This window comes from Terriglobales bacterium, from assembly GCA_035561515.1.
Lineage (GTDB): Bacteria > Acidobacteriota > Terriglobia > Terriglobales > Acidobacteriaceae > DATMXP01.
In genome coordinates, this window is sequence record DATMXP010000018.1 from 234,640 (window position 1) to 251,548 (window position 16,909).

20 protein-coding genes are annotated in these 16,909 nt (G+C 55.0%); 14 read left to right on the forward strand and 6 right to left on the reverse strand.

Annotated elements, in window-relative coordinates; genetic code table 11:
* Positions 1 to 124: 124 nt before the first annotated feature.
* The 6 genes from VN577_07705 (at position 125) to VN577_07730 (ending at position 5,409) form a co-directional block, all read left to right on the forward strand.
* Complete coding sequence (locus VN577_07705) at positions 125 to 1,159, forward strand: O-antigen ligase family protein (protein HWR14699.1); 1,035 nt, start codon at positions 125 to 127, stop codon at positions 1,157 to 1,159.
* A 98-nt stretch (positions 1,160 to 1,257) separates the two neighbouring features.
* Positions 1,258 to 2,046 (forward strand): WecB/TagA/CpsF family glycosyltransferase, encoded by a 789-nt coding sequence (locus VN577_07710; protein ID HWR14700.1) that lies wholly within the window; start codon positions 1,258 to 1,260, stop codon positions 2,044 to 2,046.
* A 21-nt stretch (positions 2,047 to 2,067) separates the two neighbouring features.
* Positions 2,068 to 2,700, forward strand: a complete 633-nt coding sequence (locus tag VN577_07715) for a sugar transferase (GenBank protein HWR14701.1) — start codon at positions 2,068 to 2,070, stop codon at positions 2,698 to 2,700.
* 37 nt (positions 2,701 to 2,737) lie between these two features.
* A complete protein-coding gene (locus VN577_07720; protein HWR14702.1) occupies positions 2,738 to 3,739 on the forward strand; it encodes an NAD-dependent epimerase/dehydratase family protein in 1,002 nt (333 codons plus the stop codon).
* Positions 3,740 to 3,772: 33 nt separating this feature from the next.
* On the forward strand, positions 3,773 to 4,480 hold the full coding sequence (locus VN577_07725) for a response regulator transcription factor (protein ID HWR14703.1): 708 nt from the start codon (positions 3,773 to 3,775) through the stop codon (positions 4,478 to 4,480).
* 284 nt (positions 4,481 to 4,764) lie between these two features.
* Complete coding sequence (locus tag VN577_07730; GenBank protein ID HWR14704.1) at positions 4,765 to 5,409, forward strand: sigma-70 family RNA polymerase sigma factor; 645 nt, start codon at positions 4,765 to 4,767, stop codon at positions 5,407 to 5,409.
* 82 nt (positions 5,410 to 5,491) lie between these two features.
* On the opposite strand, the gene VN577_07735 is transcribed toward VN577_07730, so the two are convergent.
* Positions 5,492 to 5,734, reverse strand: a complete 243-nt coding sequence (locus VN577_07735; protein ID HWR14705.1) for a zf-HC2 domain-containing protein — start codon at positions 5,732 to 5,734, stop codon at positions 5,492 to 5,494.
* Positions 5,735 to 5,948: 214 nt separating this feature from the next.
* Between VN577_07735 and VN577_07740 the strand changes: the two genes are divergently transcribed.
* Both VN577_07740 and VN577_07745 read left to right on the forward strand, forming a co-directional pair.
* Entirely contained in the window at positions 5,949 to 6,302 is a 354-nt protein-coding gene (locus tag VN577_07740) for an SMP-30/gluconolactonase/LRE family protein (GenBank protein HWR14706.1), read from the forward strand.
* A gap of 94 nt (positions 6,303 to 6,396) precedes the next feature.
* A complete protein-coding gene (locus VN577_07745; GenBank protein HWR14707.1) occupies positions 6,397 to 6,645 on the forward strand; it encodes a zf-HC2 domain-containing protein in 249 nt (82 codons plus the stop codon).
* Here VN577_07745 and VN577_07750 read toward each other — a convergent pair.
* The 3 genes from VN577_07750 to VN577_07760 form a co-directional block, all read right to left on the reverse strand.
* On the reverse strand, positions 6,628 to 7,041 hold the full coding sequence (locus tag VN577_07750) for a nuclear transport factor 2 family protein (protein HWR14708.1): 414 nt from the start codon (positions 7,039 to 7,041) through the stop codon (positions 6,628 to 6,630). The genes VN577_07745 and VN577_07750 overlap by 18 nt on opposite strands.
* A gap of 40 nt (positions 7,042 to 7,081) precedes the next feature.
* The gene (locus VN577_07755; GenBank protein ID HWR14709.1) at positions 7,082 to 7,714 is read right to left on the reverse strand and encodes a lysophospholipid acyltransferase family protein; all 633 of its coding nucleotides are present in this window, start codon (positions 7,712 to 7,714) and stop codon (positions 7,082 to 7,084) included.
* A 92-nt stretch (positions 7,715 to 7,806) separates the two neighbouring features.
* On the reverse strand, positions 7,807 to 8,598 hold the full coding sequence (locus VN577_07760; protein HWR14710.1) for a GNAT family N-acyltransferase: 792 nt from the start codon (positions 8,596 to 8,598) through the stop codon (positions 7,807 to 7,809).
* 118 nt (positions 8,599 to 8,716) lie between these two features.
* Between VN577_07760 and VN577_07765 the strand changes: the two genes are divergently transcribed.
* From VN577_07765 to VN577_07780, 4 genes are read left to right on the forward strand one after another with little or no spacing between them, the layout of a single operon-like run.
* The gene (locus VN577_07765) at positions 8,717 to 9,169 is read left to right on the forward strand and encodes a YHS domain-containing (seleno)protein (GenBank protein ID HWR14711.1); all 453 of its coding nucleotides are present in this window, start codon (positions 8,717 to 8,719) and stop codon (positions 9,167 to 9,169) included.
* A gap of 7 nt (positions 9,170 to 9,176) precedes the next feature.
* Positions 9,177 to 9,608 (forward strand): DoxX family protein, encoded by a 432-nt coding sequence (locus tag VN577_07770; protein ID HWR14712.1) that lies wholly within the window; start codon positions 9,177 to 9,179, stop codon positions 9,606 to 9,608.
* Positions 9,605 to 10,123, forward strand: coding sequence for a hypothetical protein (locus VN577_07775; GenBank protein ID HWR14713.1), 519 nt, complete (start codon positions 9,605 to 9,607; stop codon positions 10,121 to 10,123). Before VN577_07770 ends, VN577_07775 begins: the two co-directional genes overlap by 4 nt.
* Positions 10,123 to 11,709 carry a VTT domain-containing protein gene (locus VN577_07780; protein ID HWR14714.1) on the forward strand — a complete coding sequence of 529 codons (1,587 nt, stop codon included), beginning with the start codon at positions 10,123 to 10,125 and terminating at the stop codon, positions 11,707 to 11,709. Before VN577_07775 ends, VN577_07780 begins: the two co-directional genes overlap by 1 nt.
* A 449-nt stretch (positions 11,710 to 12,158) precedes the next feature.
* Here VN577_07780 and VN577_07785 read toward each other — a convergent pair whose 3' ends face one another.
* The gene (locus VN577_07785; GenBank protein ID HWR14715.1) at positions 12,159 to 13,289 is read right to left on the reverse strand and encodes a beta-propeller fold lactonase family protein; all 1,131 of its coding nucleotides are present in this window, start codon (positions 13,287 to 13,289) and stop codon (positions 12,159 to 12,161) included.
* A 173-nt stretch (positions 13,290 to 13,462) separates the two neighbouring features.
* Positions 13,463 to 15,286: a tetratricopeptide repeat protein gene (locus tag VN577_07790; protein ID HWR14716.1), complete on the reverse strand. Its 1,824-nt coding sequence runs from the start codon at positions 15,284 to 15,286 to the stop codon at positions 13,463 to 13,465.
* 282 nt (positions 15,287 to 15,568) lie between these two features.
* On the opposite strand from VN577_07790, the gene VN577_07795 reads away from it, so the two are divergent.
* Both VN577_07795 and VN577_07800 read left to right on the forward strand, forming a co-directional pair.
* The gene (locus tag VN577_07795) at positions 15,569 to 16,534 is read left to right on the forward strand and encodes a metallophosphoesterase (protein ID HWR14717.1); all 966 of its coding nucleotides are present in this window, start codon (positions 15,569 to 15,571) and stop codon (positions 16,532 to 16,534) included.
* Positions 16,535 to 16,559: 25 nt separating this feature from the next.
* A complete protein-coding gene (locus VN577_07800) occupies positions 16,560 to 16,907 on the forward strand; it encodes a cupredoxin family copper-binding protein (protein HWR14718.1) in 348 nt (115 codons plus the stop codon).
* Positions 16,908 to 16,909 lie beyond the last annotated feature (2 nt).

Sequence of the window (16,909 nt, forward strand, 5' to 3'; positions counted from 1 at the left end):
CCGTGAAGCAGATGCTTCGCTCTATGGGGAACTTGATATCGCTCTGGTGATACAGGTGATGATCTGGGTCGCAGCTGGTCTCTGGCTGTGCATGAAAATGATACAGCAGCGGAGCAGCACGGGGGTGCTTCAACGGTACTTGGCACCGTGGCTTTTCATCTCGACCTTGGCGATTAGCACGTTGACGTCTATAGCGCCTCCGGTAACGGCCTTCAAGGTCTATCAAATTGCGGTGTCGTTTTTGTTCAGCATCCTCTTCCTGGATAGACACGGTATGGAGCAGTTCTTCAAGCGACTGCTGATCGGAAACTTGCTGCTGACGTCGTGTATTGGTGTATTCGCGTTGGCTGCTCCGGAACTCGTCTACGAATTCTCCGAAACAAATGCTCTCAGGCTGCGCGGAACTGCGATTACTGAGGCAGGGCCCGTTGCGGGATTCTCGCTGGTTCTCCTGCTTTGCACCAACTTGCGAATTCCACGCTGGCGCTTCGTAACACTCCTTCTTCTCTCGTCATGGATGCTGATGGCAAGTCTCACCAGAGTTGCATGGATAGCGGTTGCCTTTGTCGTGTGCTTGGCACTGGTTTTGCGCCCCCGCGTTCGGCATATTCGCTGGATTCGTCTGATCGGGGTTTCCGCAGCGCTGGCGTTGTCATTGGGCGCGCTTCAGGAACTGCAAAACTACCGCAAGCCAGAAGATATTTATACCCTCAGCAATCGTGTTGGACTCTGGCAATACATGACAGATGCGGTGGTTCAAGAAGCTCCCCTTACCGGCTTCGGCTACCTGGCGGGCCCGCGATCGATTGGACTTGAATACAACCCTATGCTTGGATCCGGCCATTCCATCTTGATGGACGTGTATGTAAGCGGCGGCCTCTTGTCACTCGCCATGTTTTTCATAATGATGTTCCGCTCCAGCCAGCATTCGTTTCGCCTTCTGCGAAGGCACTGTGACTCAATCACGTTTACAAGTCTGTCGCTGTTCGCCGCTGTGCTGATCATGGGCTTCGTCGGTGGTGACCTCGACAACAGCCCGTTCGGCTTCACTTTCTGGGGTCTCACTGCCGCGCTGCCGTTGCTGGCTGCGACTGAGAGCAGCTACGCCGTTAGGCGTGCCGAAGTGTTAGCGACAGTCGAATCGGTGCCGGAGTCATGAAGTTAATGCTGCCAATCTGTATCGCTATTCCATCGTTGACATATATCGACGGGCACTTAGGCGTACCCGCTCTCTGAATTTGTGCAGCTCTGTTAAAGATGCGGCGAGCTGACATTCTGGGAATCGGCGTTCACGAGGTGAACCTGGCCACAGCTACAGCGTTTGTCATGGATTCAGTGATTTCGCGCAAACGCGGCTACGTTTGCGTTACTGGCGTTCACGGCATCATGGAAGCTCGGCGTGATCCTCGATTCGCTGGGGTACTGAATGAGGCCATGCTGGTAGTTCCTGATGGAATGCCAACCGTCTGGATAGGACGCACCCAAGGGTTTCGTAAGATCGGCCGAGTGTTCGGCCCCGACTTCATGCTGAGTGTCTGTGCCTCTCTACGGTCGCACGGCGCCCGGCACTTCCTCTATGGCGGTGACACGGGTGTGGCGGAGACCTTGCGCCATTCCCTGTGCACGAGGGTCTCCGGAGTCGATATCGTCGGTACTTACACTCCGCCATTCAGACCGCTAAACGCTGAAGAATTCCAGCAGCTTGTGACCCTGGTGAGGCGGCTAAAGCCCGATATCATTTGGGTGGGACTGAGTACGCCAAAGCAAGAACAGTTCATGCGCGAATCTTTGCCGTTCCTCGACACAACGCTAATGATAGGCGTCGGTGCGGCATTCGACTTCCTTACGGGCCGAATCAACGACAGCCCAGACTGGCTGAAGAAATGCGGAATGCAATGGGCGCATCGCCTGGCACAAGATCCACGGCGTCTCTGGAAGCGTTACATGTTCAATAACCCACGATTCTTGTGCGCGCTGGCCCTGCAAGCATTTAAAGGCAAACGCGGCCTGGACCTTTCGAGTAGGCAGAATTCGCTTCATAGCTAAACCAGTCGCACTTCGTCTCTGATGACAACACCAAACATCACCTTGGCCGCTCCCAAACCGACGGAACAGTTGACCTTTGTCTCAACTGAAAGAAAAGAGACCCCGGCATGGAAACGAGCGACGGACATCCTTCTCTCGTTTGCTTTTCTGGTCCTGCTCTTGCCAATCCTACTAGTCCTCGCGGTGGCCATAAAACTCGACTCGAAAGGTCCCGTTTTCTTTCGTCAGTTCAGGATCGGACTTGGTGGCATACCATTCACAATCTGGAAACTCCGCAGTATGAAAGCGGACGTTTCACCTTACGCTCAGTCGCCGAATACGAGCTCCGATCCGCGACTGACCAGAGTGGGCCGCCTGATACGCCGAATTAGCGTTGATGAATTGCCCCAACTATGGAATGTACTTCGCGGCGACATGAGCTTGGTCGGCCCTCGGCCAGAGATGCCTTACATAGTCGAGCATTACTCGGCTGAGCAGCGGATGCGTCTGGCTATTAAGCCCGGCATTACTGGACTATGGCAGATCAGTCATCACCGTTCATCTCCCATTCACGAAAATCTCCAACACGATCTGTACTACATCAAGCACTGCAGCATGGCACTCGACTTCAGCATTCTCATCAGGACGATCTTCGCAGTTGCGCGTGGCGTTTAGGTCCCCAAACTTCTACAGAAGAGGAAGACACAACAATATGGATAGGACCAGGGTGCTAGTCACTGGAGCAGGTGGTTTCATTGGTAGCCATCTCGTACGTTTCCTCAAGCAGAGGGGATATTGGGTTCGCGGTGTAGACATCAAGCTGCCGGAATTCAATACGACCGATGCCGATGAATTTCTGCTGTTAGACCTTCGTCATTGGGAACACTGCCTTCAGGCAACCCGGGATGTCGAGCATGTTTACGCGTTGGCCGCGGACATGGGGGGTATGGGATATATTTCGTTCAACCACGCGCGCATTCTACGTAACAACTCCCTCATCAACCTGCATACGATCGAAGCAGCACGGATCAACAAGGTGCAACGTTACCTTTACACGTCCTCGGCATGTGTGTATCCGGAGTACCGACAGCTCACCGCGGATGTTCCTCCGCTAAAAGAGAGCGACGCCTACCCCGCTGAGCCGCAGGACGCCTATGGTTGGGAAAAGCTTGTGAGCGAGCGATTGTGTGCGCACTACTTCGAGGACTTTGGTTTGGAAACACGCGTTGTTCGCTTCCATAACATCTTTGGCCCTTTCGGCACGTGGGAAGGCGGCCGTGAAAAGGCGCCGGCCGCCCTATGCAGGAAGATTGCGGCAGCAAAGCTGCAGGGTAAAGATGAAATCGATATATGGGGAGACGGTGAGCAGACACGCTCCTTCTGCTACATCGATGACTGCGTTCTCGGTATCTACAAGCTCTTTAATTCCGACTACAGCGCTCCTCTAAACCTTGGCCAGGATCGCATGATAAGCATCAACGACCTTGCTGATCTCATTGCCAGCATCGCCGGAATACCTATCCGCAAGAGACACGTGAGCGGTCCGCAGGGGGTTCGTGGTCGAAACTCGGACAACACTCAACTTCAACGTGTTCTGGGCTGGGCTCCCCAAATTAGTCTTGAAGAAGGCCTGAGCACGACGTACAAGTGGATCGAGTCACAAGTGCAGGCAAAGCTTTCGCGCACTGCGCTGGCACTCGGCGCGGCAGGGTAATCTGATAGCATTTTGTTATCAGCGGCGGTTTTTATGGATTCTGTTCTGATCATCGAAGATAGCCGCGCCATGCAGAAGGCGATCCAGCGAATCTTCGCTGCGGAATCCTTCGTCGTGGAAACTGCGGCCGACGGAATTACCGGCCTGCAGATGTTTCGTGAGAATCTTCCGAGCGCCGTCATACTCGATTTGAAACTGCCCGGCATTTCGGGTCGGGATCTGTGCCGGGAGTTCAAAAGTATCAGTTCAACTACTCCCATTGTGGTTGTAAGTGCGAATTCCGAAACTGACGATAAAGTTCTGCTGCTCGAGTTGGGGGCCGACGACTATGTGACTAAGCCCTTCAGCCCAAAGGAACTCTTAGCGAGAGTTCGCCGTGCGATTCGTCGTACGCAAGAGGCTCCTGCAACGTCGGTGCAAACGAATACGGGTTCGGTGAAGAGTTTCTCGGATGTGCAGGTGAAGTACGAGTCCATGGAAGTCACGAAGAACGGGCGGAAGATCCAACTGACAGCGCAAGAATTCCGCACACTTAAGTATTTTCTCGAACATCCGGGAAAGGTTATATCGCGGGATGAGCTACTGAATGAGGTCTGGGGTTACACCAATTATCCTTCGACACGTACGGTTGACAATCACGTTTTAAGACTTCGGCATAAGTTGGAACCGGATCCTTCCAATCCGAAGTTCTTTGTCACACTTCACGGATCGGGGTACCGCTTTGACCCGTCTGGGGCATGAAGGACCTAGCATTACAGACGTTCAGTGCTGCCTGAGGAGCATGTTTTCGAAAACTTACGGCATCTCGAAAACTTCACCGCTTTTCACTCCAGAACGCGCGAAGAAGAGTCCGCCCTTCCGGTGTGAAGCAATCCCATCACCATGTAAAACTCGTGCCTACGATCGCAACGCTTCTCGCGTCCGTCGTGCTGCGTGGTGCAGATGCCGAAAACGCATATAATGAGGCACCCGTGTCGGCGAGTGGCATTGGCACAAAGGAGAGCTCGCCAAGGAACATAACGGCCGTGTCTTCACGCCCCCAAATCGCAGCAGAAGTCGAGGCGAACCTCATCCAAAGGATTTGCGCCGGCGAAAAAGATCTCTATTACGAATTGGTGCGCCCCTACGAACGTGCGGTCTATGTTGCTGCACACTCGGTATTGCAGAACGAACACGATGCGGAGGAAGTGGCGCAGGAGTCGATCCTGAAGGCTTTCGCGGCCCTAAGTAGCTTCCGTGCCGAGGCGAAGTTCAGCACCTGGCTCATCCAGATCACGATCAACGAAGCACGCATGCGATATCGTAAGGACCGCGCACACCTCTACGAATCGATTGATGCGCACCAGACGGACGACGAAGGCGATTACTTCCCGAAAGATTACGCCGACTGGCGCGAGATTCCTTCAGAAGCGCTCGAGCGAAAAGAATTAAAGGAAACTTTAAAGCGAGGTATTGAGTCCTTGGACCCAAAATACCGGGAAGTCTTTATCCTACGGGACGTTCAGGACCTCAGCATTGCCGAAACGGCCCAAGCACTGGGCATCAGTGAGGCAAATGTAAAGACCAGGCTCTTGCGTGCCCGCCTCATGATGCGCGACGTGCTCGCCCCCGGTTTCGACGGTGCCTGGGCGACCGGGGAAAAGGGCTGGAAGAAAGTGCGGCCATGGTGAAGCGCGTCACCACCATCGATCCCTCGTCCAAAAGAGTTCAGTCCGAAACTCCTACGTTAGACTTGAGGATGCAGCGAGGTGGTCAGCAGACGATTCGCGCGTGCACTTTCTCGAATAACCTGCGGCTGAATCCAAGTGGAAGTTCGATCACATCAGCCGATCCCACTAATCGAACGATGTTGCTCATGCCGTCGAAGACTGCGCGGCAGCTGTGGCACTCTTGCACATGCGATTCAATCTGAGATCGCAATTCGGGCGAGACGTCGTGATCGATGTAGTTCGAAAGCTCGCGCAGCACCTCTAAGCAACCGATCTGTAGTTCCATTAAGGACACGTCTCCTAACCACGCGTCATCGGATGCGGTTGCATGCGCGAAGTGACAAACTGCGCACTTATCGGGCGTGCTTGTCACATTTCTGACAGCGGCGAAATCCGAGCCCGTGAACGCCAAAGTTGTGGCGGCAAATGGGGTCGATCAGAGATGCGACCAACGTTTCGATATCGAAACAGCAGCCGCAAGCAGCCGGGAGTAACAACATTTGTCTGGGAGTATGGTCAAGGACCAGAGCGTACTGGGGCTGTCGGAAACTTTGTTGTTCCGACACTACGTCGAACTGAGAAATGGCAAGATCTTCTTCGATATGACCAGTGCGCCCGGTGAGGACGCCATCGACGGTATGAGGATCGACCCAGATGGGAACCTCTACGTCTCGGGGCCCTTAGGTCTCTGGATCATCTCTGCGACTGGCGAGCACCTGGGCACCATCAAAATGCCGATGCACCCGCACAACCTCGCCTGGGGCGACGACGACCACCGGACTTTGTATCTTACGGCTCGTTCGGGAATCTACCGAATGAGGACCAACATTCCGGGAACCGGTGTTCCGAAGTAGATGAATGGACCCGACCCGCCGCCTCTTGTAATGCATAGATGGTAGGTCGGTTAAGCAACATGGGTATAATTGAGACGAACCAACGGGAGCTTTCATGTCGGTGATTGAAATCAGTTGCTTGGAGGTCTGGCGTGAGGTCTCGAACTATCTCGAGAAAGACGTTACCCCTGAGCTGCGCCAGCGCATGGAGGCCCACTTCAAGGTCTGCAACCACTGCTACGCCATCATGGAAGGCACGCGGAATACGGTGAAGTTGGTGGCAGATGGCGTTGAGTTCGAACTTCCTTCTGACTTTAGTGGCCGCTTGCAGGAGCGGCTCAAGAAATCAGGTCTCGCGCGCTAGTGTATCGGGCACATCGAGGTTCGTGATGTGACTAATCAGGCGCCAACCTTGAGGCCGGCGTTGCCACAGGTCCATGTAACGTTCGCGAATCAGCTGAGCGGCGCCGCCCTTCTTGGGTGAGTAGTCGAACACCTGCCAGCCATACTCCAAGGCAACATCGCCCATCACTCGGATCTCGATGATGATGACGGTGTACTTGAGCTGATTCTCTTCGAGAAATTGGGCTAGGTGCCCGCGCAGCTTGGCAATCCCGTCTTTGCCCCACCAGGACTGTGACCTGTCGGAGAAGTTCACCAACCCATCATCCAGCACTGAACAGAGCAGGTTCAGGTCGCCGGTGTTATAGCCATCGCGGATCGCGGTGCGTGCAACGTTGATGGCGAGTGTGTCGTCCATAGACGTGCAAAACCATAGCACAGTTGAGCAGTGGCAGTAATCAGGAGCAGGCGAGTCGAAGGACAATCTGGCGGGATTCGCGGGCGGCGATCTTTCGGTTGACATAAGTGCCCGCCTTGCCGAAGCGGATGTGCGCCTGGATGTGGTCTATCCCGAAAAGCTTCCAGAGGTGTGTAGCGAATGTCATCGCGCCCCAATAGCAGACGTCGGTCGCCGGATCGGCATTGCTCGCGGAATATGAGATGGCGGTCGGTATGACTTTGGCTGCAGAATCAATCGCGGACTGGAACAGCGATGGACGGAACGTCAGCACCGAAGCTCCGTCGGTACTGGTGCCCTCAGGAAAAACGACGACCAGTTGACCCGTGGAAAGCCGGTTCTCAAGCAGTCGGTTGACTCGTCGTGCATCTTTCCGGGATTCTCGCTTCAGGTAGATCGTTCCGGCGATTCGCGTTAAACGTCCGACCAGCGGCCAATCCGCAACTTCGCTCTTTGATACGAAAGCACATGGCGCCACAGAACTCAAAACAAGCACATCGATATAGCTCAAGTGGTTCGAAGCGATGAGTCCGCCGGTTGGAATCTCTCCCTCTGAGGTCACGGAGATCCGCAATGCCTCGAGACCTTTCCGGCTCCAGCGTCGAAGCCAATCTGCGCGTTCCAGCTGATTCAATGGCCGATATCGCGACATTCGCCGGTGGTCGTTTGCTGCGCGGCACACAACTGACAGGAGTCGGAATGCAGTCTGAAAGCGGCGCGCTGTTTTCATCGGAAGAAGTGAGCGCGTGCCGTTGCCGACATGCTTTCCATATCGAGCAACGTGAGGAAGTCGATCGTCTTGAATTCACGGTCTAATGCAGGTGGGCCGCAGATCTTCGCACCTACTGCGAGATACGCGCGCAGCAGCTTTGGAATACGAGCCCCGTCGCTTTCGGGAGGCTCATCAGGCAGTGCAAACGCGGATGTCGGGGTCGTCCGCAGTTCACACGCTACCTCGTATCGCCGTAGTCGTTCATAGATGCCCCAACCGATGCCTGGGTTCTGTGATGTTACGGACGAGCAGCCAATGAGGTAGCGAGCATCGTTCATTTTCGCGTATAGCGCCACCGCTCGCCATAGGAGTGCCAGCACTTCATAGCTGCGGAACCCTCGAACGATGCAGGCGCGACCAAGTTCCACGATTTTCGGAGCCAGATGCCGGTAAGGCGTGAAATCAAATTCGCGCTCACTGTAATAGCCTAGCGCTCGCGATGCCACAGTCCCAGATTGCATACGGTACGTCCCAACGATCTCTCCGCTCGGCTCATGCTCGATCAGGACGTGATCACAGAAATGGTCGAACTCATCGATGTCTCGACTGGAGGAGAACGCCGAGTCCAGACCCTCGTTCAACTCGATATTGAAAACGTTGAATCGCAGCCGGTATATGGTATCTCGTTGCTCCTGGGTCGCAGCCAACCTGGCAAGGAAATCGCCGGAGCGCGTCAACTCGCCTGCCGGCGCAAAACCGGCACTTACCTCAAACCTCTTCGTGAGTGCAACAGAACTTCGAAACATGGCGTGCTCTCTCGGCTGCTCAATGCGATTCACACCATCGCGAAAAGTGACGAGCCCGGAACATCTCTTTTTTCGTAACAGGTTTGAAACTTTTCCTGAGTCGGCTAGTCCCACCGGCATGAGAAAAACAACGGTCCTGCTCACACTCGTTCTCGCGCTAACGGTTTCGGCCATGGCGCAAAAGAAATTGATCAATGTCGACAAGAACGGCCTCGCGCTCCAAGGGTACGATCCGGTCGCATACTTCACGGTCAACCAGCCGCTGAAGGGTTCCCCCTCCTTCCAAAGCCAGTACAACGGCGCGACGTATTACTTCTTCTCTGCGGCGAACAAGGCTGCTTTTGACGCGAACCCGGCGAAGTACGAACCGCAGTTTGGCGGTTTCTGCGCTTACGCGGTCTCGCAGGGACACACGGCGAAGATTGAGCCCGATGCTTTCAAGATCCAGGATGGCCGGCTGCTTCTCCAATATGACAAGAGCGTGCGCGAGAAGTTCAACAAGGATGCGAACGGTAACTTGAAGAGAGCCGACCAGAACTGGCCGGGTCTGGTCGAGAAAAACGGAAAGTAGGAGCCACATGCACACGGCCGCCACGCAGCAGCACGAAAACGCTACGCCGACCTATGTCGTCGTAATTGCCTGGATCTTGCGCAGTGTTACGGCGGTGATCCTGCTTCAGACACTGTTTTTCAAATTCAGCGCAGCACCGGAGTCGGTCTACATCTTCATGAAGGTCCACGCCGAACCCTGGGGCCGCATCGGGTCGGGAATTCTTGAGTTAATCGCCTCTGTCCTCATTCTGTGGCCGCGGTTCACATGGGCAGGAGCGCTGATCGCGTGTGGCGTAATGGCCGGCGCGCTCCTCAGCCATCTCACCGTCCTCGGAATCGAAGTGCAGGGTGACGGTGGCCTTCTGTTTGGCCTCGCTCTCACGGTGCTACTTTCTTCGGTAGCCCTTCTCTACATCACGTGGTCACAGATTCCCTTTGTCGGAGGCCGCCTCCAATGAACTCCCGCGCTCTACTGCAATCGATCGAAGACGTTCTCGTTCAGGGTCTGGAACTGCTCGAGTCCGTAACCGATGATACCTACGCCTTCATGGTCGCGGCGCCGTACTCGGCTTCAATCGGCAAGCATTATCGCCACGTTGTGGATCACTTCGAATGTCTTGTCCACGGTCTGCACACAGGAATCATCGATTATGACAACCGCGAGCGCAATGTGAAGCTCGAGACTTGTGTCGAAGCTGCCAGGGTTGCCACGATTCGCCTAATCGGCGATTTCCACAGACTCACCGAGAGGAGGATCGAGGCGTCCTGTTCCGTGATGTACACGGTCGGTTACCACGACGATCAGCCGTTGGCGATCGACACCATCGTTGCTCGCGAGATCGCCTACTGCGTGAGTCACGCCATCCATCACTTCGCCATTATCCGCCTGGTTTGCGCGGAAGTTGGCGTGACGATGCCCGATGTTTTCGGCGTTGCACCATCCACGCTTAAATACAGGGCAGTGCACGCGTAATGGAAATCGACCCTCAACTGGGCCTCGCGCTTGTGATCATCACGGGATCGTTCGTCTCGGAAGATGCCGCCGTGCTTTCTGCAGCGACCCTTGCAACGACACGCCTGCTGGATGCGAGGCTCGCATTTGTCAGTGCAATTGCTGGCGTTTCCCTCGGTGATTACGGACTTTTCCTGATTGCGCGGCTTGCTTCGACCGGGGCAGTGAGATGGAACTGGAGCCGTCGGCTCATTTCGAGTGATGCCGTTGCAGCGTGCAAGAGTTGGTGTGAGCGCAACGCCCGTAGTTCGCTTTTCGTCTCACGTGCTATCCCTGGAACCCGACTTCCGGTGACGCTGGCATGCGGCCTGTTCGGCATGCCCGCGTCGCAATTCGTGCTCATCAGCCTCGCGGGTGCCACCGCGTGGGTACTCCTGACATTCGCGCTCGTCTCGCACAGCCACTCTGCAGGTGAAATGCCGTGGGTGATATTCGGCATTGCACTCCCGGCATCGATTGTTGTGGGTCGGGTAGTGCGCAGATTTGTTCCAACCGTCATCCAAGCAGCACGTAGGTATCGCCGCTGGGAATTCTGGCCGGCATGGATCTTCTATATTCCAGTCGCATTCATGTACGCGTGGCTGGCGGTCCGCTATCGGAGCCTCGCCCTTCCGACGCTGGCGAATCCAGGCCAGCTCAATGGCGGCTTGGTAGGGGAGTCGAAAGTACAGATCCTGCAGGAACTCACCGCTGCGGCGCCCGCACAAGTCGCTGAAGCGTTTCTAATCCCGGCAGGGATGCTGCGGGACCGCTGCGCACACATTTCTGAGCTGCTCGAGACTGACAAACTTGCCTTTCCTTTTGTTCTGAAACCGAACATCGGGCAGCGCGGTGCGGGATTTCATGTTGTGCACGATCTCGACGATGCAGAGCGCTACCTCGAACGCGTTGCCGCCGACGTAATCGCCCAGCGCTTCTCTCCTGGTCCATGCGAGGTAGGTATCTTCTATTTCCGCTTTCCGGGAGACGCTCGCGGGGAAATCCTTGCGATCACCGACAAGGTGTTCCCAGCAATCACGGGAGACGGGCGGAGCACACTGCAAGAACTGATCCTCGCCGACGAACGCGCCTCTCTCATCGCCGACACGTACTTGCGCCGCTTCTCAAGAGAACACAGCGCGATCGTGCCGGCCGGCACACGAATCAAGCTGGTGGAAGCTGGCAATCATTGCCAGGGCTGCATCTTCGCGGATGGTATGCACCTTTACTCCGAGGAACTCCGAAACGTGTTCGATGGCATCTCGCAATCGATTCCTGGCTTCTACATCGGCCGGTACGACGTACGGTATTCCAGTGTTACCGATCTCCAGGCAGGCCGCTTTACCATTATCGAGTTGAACGGCTGCGCTTCCGAAGCGACAAGTATTTATGACTCTCGCACTTCACTACGAGACGCCTACCGGGTGCTGTACCGGCAATGGTCGCTGGTTTTTGCGATCGGAGATTCGAATCGCAGCCGTGGCCTCCGCCCGCCGCGGCCATTATCGCTTTGGACCGCGTGGCGGGAATACGCGAGAATGTCGGCAGCGTACCCGCTCGCAGACTAGTGCCTACACCGTGTGTTCAACCGTTCACGGAGAAAATCCCGAGATTCAATGTGCGATTCCGGTAATTAAATCCCTGTGAATAGAGAACCGCCATTCTGGGCGGCGTCGCGGTCCTTCACGATCGACATAGCGGCCGAGTACATCGCCCGCTGGTATGGTTGAATCAAGTCATAGAACGCCTGGCTGTTCGCCGTCCCGTACCCGCTAGATCAGGGCGACTTCCTTCCGCGGACAGACATCGCTGGCCGCAAAAGAGGTTAAAGCTGGTCTCTTGAATTCGCCGACTGCTGCGTCTAAACAGCCCTCCCTGCCCTTCATTGGGTGACAATTCAGTGCCCCCCGTAACGCCGCTCATTGGGGAGGGAAGTGCTTACGCCGGCCGGAAGTTGAGGAAGAAATTGGGGGCGGCTTGGATTCGTGCCGCCCCCAACCCAAAATGTTCCTCTGTGTCAGTTCGCAGCTAATCCATTGAAGCCCGCCGCTGGCGAGAGGCCGCTCACTTGTCCGAGACTGTTGAGCGCACCATCGTCCTCGACCTGCAAGATTCCGACCGTTCCGTTCCTGGAGTTGAGCGTATATAGGTACCGTCCATCAGAGCTGACGGCAATGTCCAGGTCCGTTGCGTCCGCCGGCAAAGTTGCGACAACCGTGCCGGGGATGGGAGTTAGGGTTCCATCGATTCCGACTTGAAAGCCTGAGATTGTCGATGTTGCAGAATTTGCCGTATACACGAAGCGCCCGTCTGGTGTGACGACCTGCCAGCATGTTGCACGACCGGCCGTAGGCAGGCTCGCCGTTAAACCCGCCAGTGTTCCATCCATCTGAAGAGCGTACGAACTAACGGCTGAGCCATTTCCGTTCCCCGTTTCAGATGTAATGGCTGTTCCATTGGGCGCAAACACGATGGCAAATAGTCCCGGTCCTGCGCTGGGAGTAACGACGGCCGATCCAAGCGTCCCGTCAGGATTAACCTGGAATGCGTCGATCTGATTCGTTGCTTTTTCAGTGACAAGTAAATAACGTCCGTCAGAAGAGAATGCTAGCGAACCGCCTCGAACACTGTTCGCGCTCAGAAAAGCCTGCGAGTTTGGAATTCGCGTGAGCTTCCCATTCGACTGCAAATAGAAGCCAGTGACATTGTTGCCTGCTCCCGCATTCAGCACGAACACAAAGTTTCCGTGCTGAGCCACAGCGGTAGGGCCACTCCCCCCTGAAGGGACTCTGTCGATGCGAGCGAGTTCAGGACCATGCACGCGAAACACTGTGACATCGCCCGATCCTGCATTGACGGCGAAGAGCAGTTCGCGGTCATGGCTGATGGTCAGGGACCCTTGTGATTCGAGAGGATCGATCGTTCCGCCACTTCCTCTGCCACCAGTCATGAACGTTCCTGCCCGATGTAGTTGTCCGTCGAAATCGCGTGCAAATGAAATGATCTCGTTCTTGTCTGCTGCATTGGTCATTGCGAACACAGCAAAACTCTCTGAGTTGCGTGCCTGCGTTTGAGCATTAGCTAAGGTTGGAAATGTCGCGCCCAGCACCAGTACGGTGCTGAGAACAATTCGTGCGATTGTTTGCATCCTGTTCTCCTTAGAACAACAGACGAAAGCTGTGCGACTGCCTGTGAGGGAGGTTAAGTCTTCGTCAGATCTGTTGTTCAAGGGATGGGATTGTTGAGGGGCGCGAATGTTCCAGATGGAAATGTAATCTGATTGTCACTGGAAGAAGCAATTCGATCGAAAAACGTGGAAGCTTAATCAGGAAGCCCTACTCTGTGCACTAACGATTGGAACCTCCTATCCAAGCGAAGCGGGTCGAAACCGGGACGCAGCAGTACGCCGGGATTGAAACGCTCTGAATATGCACGCTCCAGCCACTGCATGGCCTGATCGTTGTCCCCGAGAGAGGCGTAAATCATAGCGATTTCCGAACCATGCGAATTGCTTTCAGCCGCGCTGGCCTTCAATTGCTGCAAAAGCTTTAGCGCTTCCGTGCGATTTCCAGACGCAGCATACGCACGTGCGAGATTCGAGATACAGGTCGGACTCCCTTTCGACAACTCCACAGCTTGCTTTAATTCGTCGATCGCTTTGGCATAGGCCTTTTGGCCGAGATAGGCCTGTGCAAGGTGGTTATGAGCGAGGCCGAAATGAGGGTCCATTTCGATGGTCTTCTGACTTTGCCGTACCGCCTCATCATAGCGATGAGCGATTTCGAGCAATTCAGCAAGATCGGCGTTAATCACCAATGAAAGGGGATCAAGGCTTAGTGCTTTCTTCATTTCGACAATGGCTTCATCGTATCGGTGGCGAATCGCCAAATGCCAGGCATACCAATGATGTGCCGTAGCATATCCCGGGCTTAACTCGATGGCTTCTTGGAATTCCTTTTCGGCGGCCTCAAAATTCCAATCAAAGCTGCGCAGGCAAAACGCAAGTGAGGTATGAGCTTCACCGGAAGAATTGTCGAGCTCGAGCGCCTTCATAGCAGCTGCCTTGGCCTTGGGGAGAGCATCTTTCGGCGTCATGACGGCGTATTGCCAGTCGCCAAGGAGCGCGTAAGTGTCTGCCAGGCCCGAGTAGGCTTGTGCATACGTCGGATCTTCTTCAATTGCCTCGTTGAAATACGCCAGTGCAGTCCTCAATGACTCTGCAGTTCGCTTATTCCAAAAGAAACGCCCCTTCAAGTACGAAACATAAGCTTCTGGATCGACAGGCCGGACGTGTTCGAGTGCCTTGCGCTCCTGAGGGGCAACCTTGATATCTATTTGGTCGGCGATGGCCCTTGCGACGCTGCTTTGTAGCTCCAACGTATCTTTGAGCTGGCCTTCGTAACTCTTGGACCAAAGATGTCCGTCGTGTGCAGCTTCGATAAGCTGGGCCGTGATGCGAACGCGGTCACCGGAGCGAAGAACAGTTCCCTCGACAACCGCGTCCACGTTCAGTTCTCGAGCAATTTGTGGCAACGGCTTATGCGCGTTCTTGTACGCCATGACGGACGTGCGAGATATTACGCGTAAGGCGCTTATCTGGCCCAAATCTGCGATTAGCTGGTCAGTCATTCCATCGGCGAAGTAGTCCTGGGATTTTTCACTGGACAGGCTTTCGAATGGGAGCACAGCAAGGGATTGAATTCGCGCGGGCTGGGTCTTCCGCTCATACATGGTCAGAGCGAGCACGGCGGAAGCAACTACCAGCAGGACAACTGCTGTTCGCAGCCAAGAGACGCGCCCAGCCGGATGTTCGATTCTCGAAGTCTCAGGCAATACAACAGGTCGAGAAATAGTCCTGGAATGAGAGGGAACCGCTGATCTGGGCGATTCTTCTATCTCCTGCACATCAGCCAAAAACCGATAGCCCCTCCTCGACACTGTCTCCACGAATCGGGGGCTTTCGGCAGAATCCCCAAGTGCCTCGCGAATTTTGTTGATCGCTTTGTTGAGACCGTGATCGAAGTTGACGAAGGTATCCGTTGACCAAAGCCTCTTCTGGAGTTCATCGCGGCTGACAATATCGCCCGGACATTCGAGCAGCATGGCAAGGACTTGGAAGGGCTGCGCTTGGAGTCGAATGCGCATGCCATGCTTGCGAAGTTCGCCCCCGCGGAGATCGACCTCGAACACACCAAACCGGAGCCGGTCGTTGATCTTGCGTTGCTGCTGCATTCCGCACCCATCCTCAACACACAATTTGACGGCTGAAACACTGAAAAGTCGCAAAGGAGTTGTATCTCGATGCGATTTGTTTTGTTGAGCTTAGCTGGGGAGGTGAATTCAAGAGCGAAAGAACTCCCCGTCCATTGCCACAAGCTGCGAGCAAAGACATATTCGACCTGCGCGACGAGAAACACGGAGGAATGTATGGAAAACAGAAACACAAACAAGCTCCTGCACGACCACAACCGTGATGGTGTGGACCGGCGGGGTTTTCTGAAATGTATGGCTTGGGCGGGAACCGGTGCCCTATGCGTAATGCAGGGCGGCGTCCTGAAGTCATTCAGCCTGAGCCGATTGACCGAGTCGGACTCCAAGATGGCGGGGGAGTTCAGCTTCGTGCAGATCAGCGACAGTCATATGGGATTCAACAAGGCGGCGAATCCAGACGTCGTTGGAACCCTGAATGCCGCATTGGACAAAATCAAGCGTCTGGATGCGAATCCGGAGTTCATGCTGCACACAGGCGATATCACTCACCTTTCAAAGCCTGAAGAGTTCGACACGCTGGACCAGGTCCTGAAGGGTGCACCTACTAAGCAGGTCTTCTTCGTACCGGGCGAGCACGACATTCTCAATGACGACGGCAAAGAATACCTGGATCGCTACGGCAAAGGCACGAAAGGTACTGGTTGGTACAGCTTCGATCATAAAGGCGTCCATTTCATGGGACTCGTTAACGTTGCAAACCTGAAAGCAGGCGGCCTCGGTACTCTGGGCGGCGACCAGCTCAATTGGATGAAAGATGACGTCTATCACCTGAAGTCGAGCACGCCGATCGTGGTGTTCGCGCACATCCCTTTATGGAGCGTTTATCCCGAATGGGGATGGGGAACCGAAGACAGTGCGCAAGCTCTTGGATACCTCAAGAAATTCGGTTCTGTGACGGTGCTCAACGGACACATTCACCAGACCATGCAGAAAGTAGAAGGCAACGTGACGTTCCATACGGCCGCTTCCACTGCATTCCCGCAGCCACAGCCAGGGAAGGCTGAATCGCCGGGACCAATGAAAGTGCCCGCGGACCAGTTACGACAACTGCTTGGGCTTACGGACGTCACCTACGTGCAGGGTCATGGCGCTTTGGCTGTGACGGATTCTTCCCTGAGCTAGACCAAACATGAATGGAGACCCGACGATGAAAACAATTGCGCTCTTTATTTTGACGCTTGCGACTGTAGGCATTCTGGCGACCGCGCTGGTGGCTGGAACTGGTGATGGCAGCAATTCGCAACAACACATTTCCGAAGTGAAGATCGACAACTTCAGCTTCGGTCCCAACGAATTAAAGGTGGCTGTCGGAACGACGGTGACCTGGACGAACAGGGACGATATCCCACACACCGTCGTCAGCACAGACGGAGCGTTCAAATCGAAAGTTTTGGACACGGACGAGAAGTTCTCCTTCACGTTCACCAAAACCGGGAGCTATCCGTACTTCTGCTCGATTCACCCGAAGATGACCGGCAAAGTCGTGGTGCAGTGAGG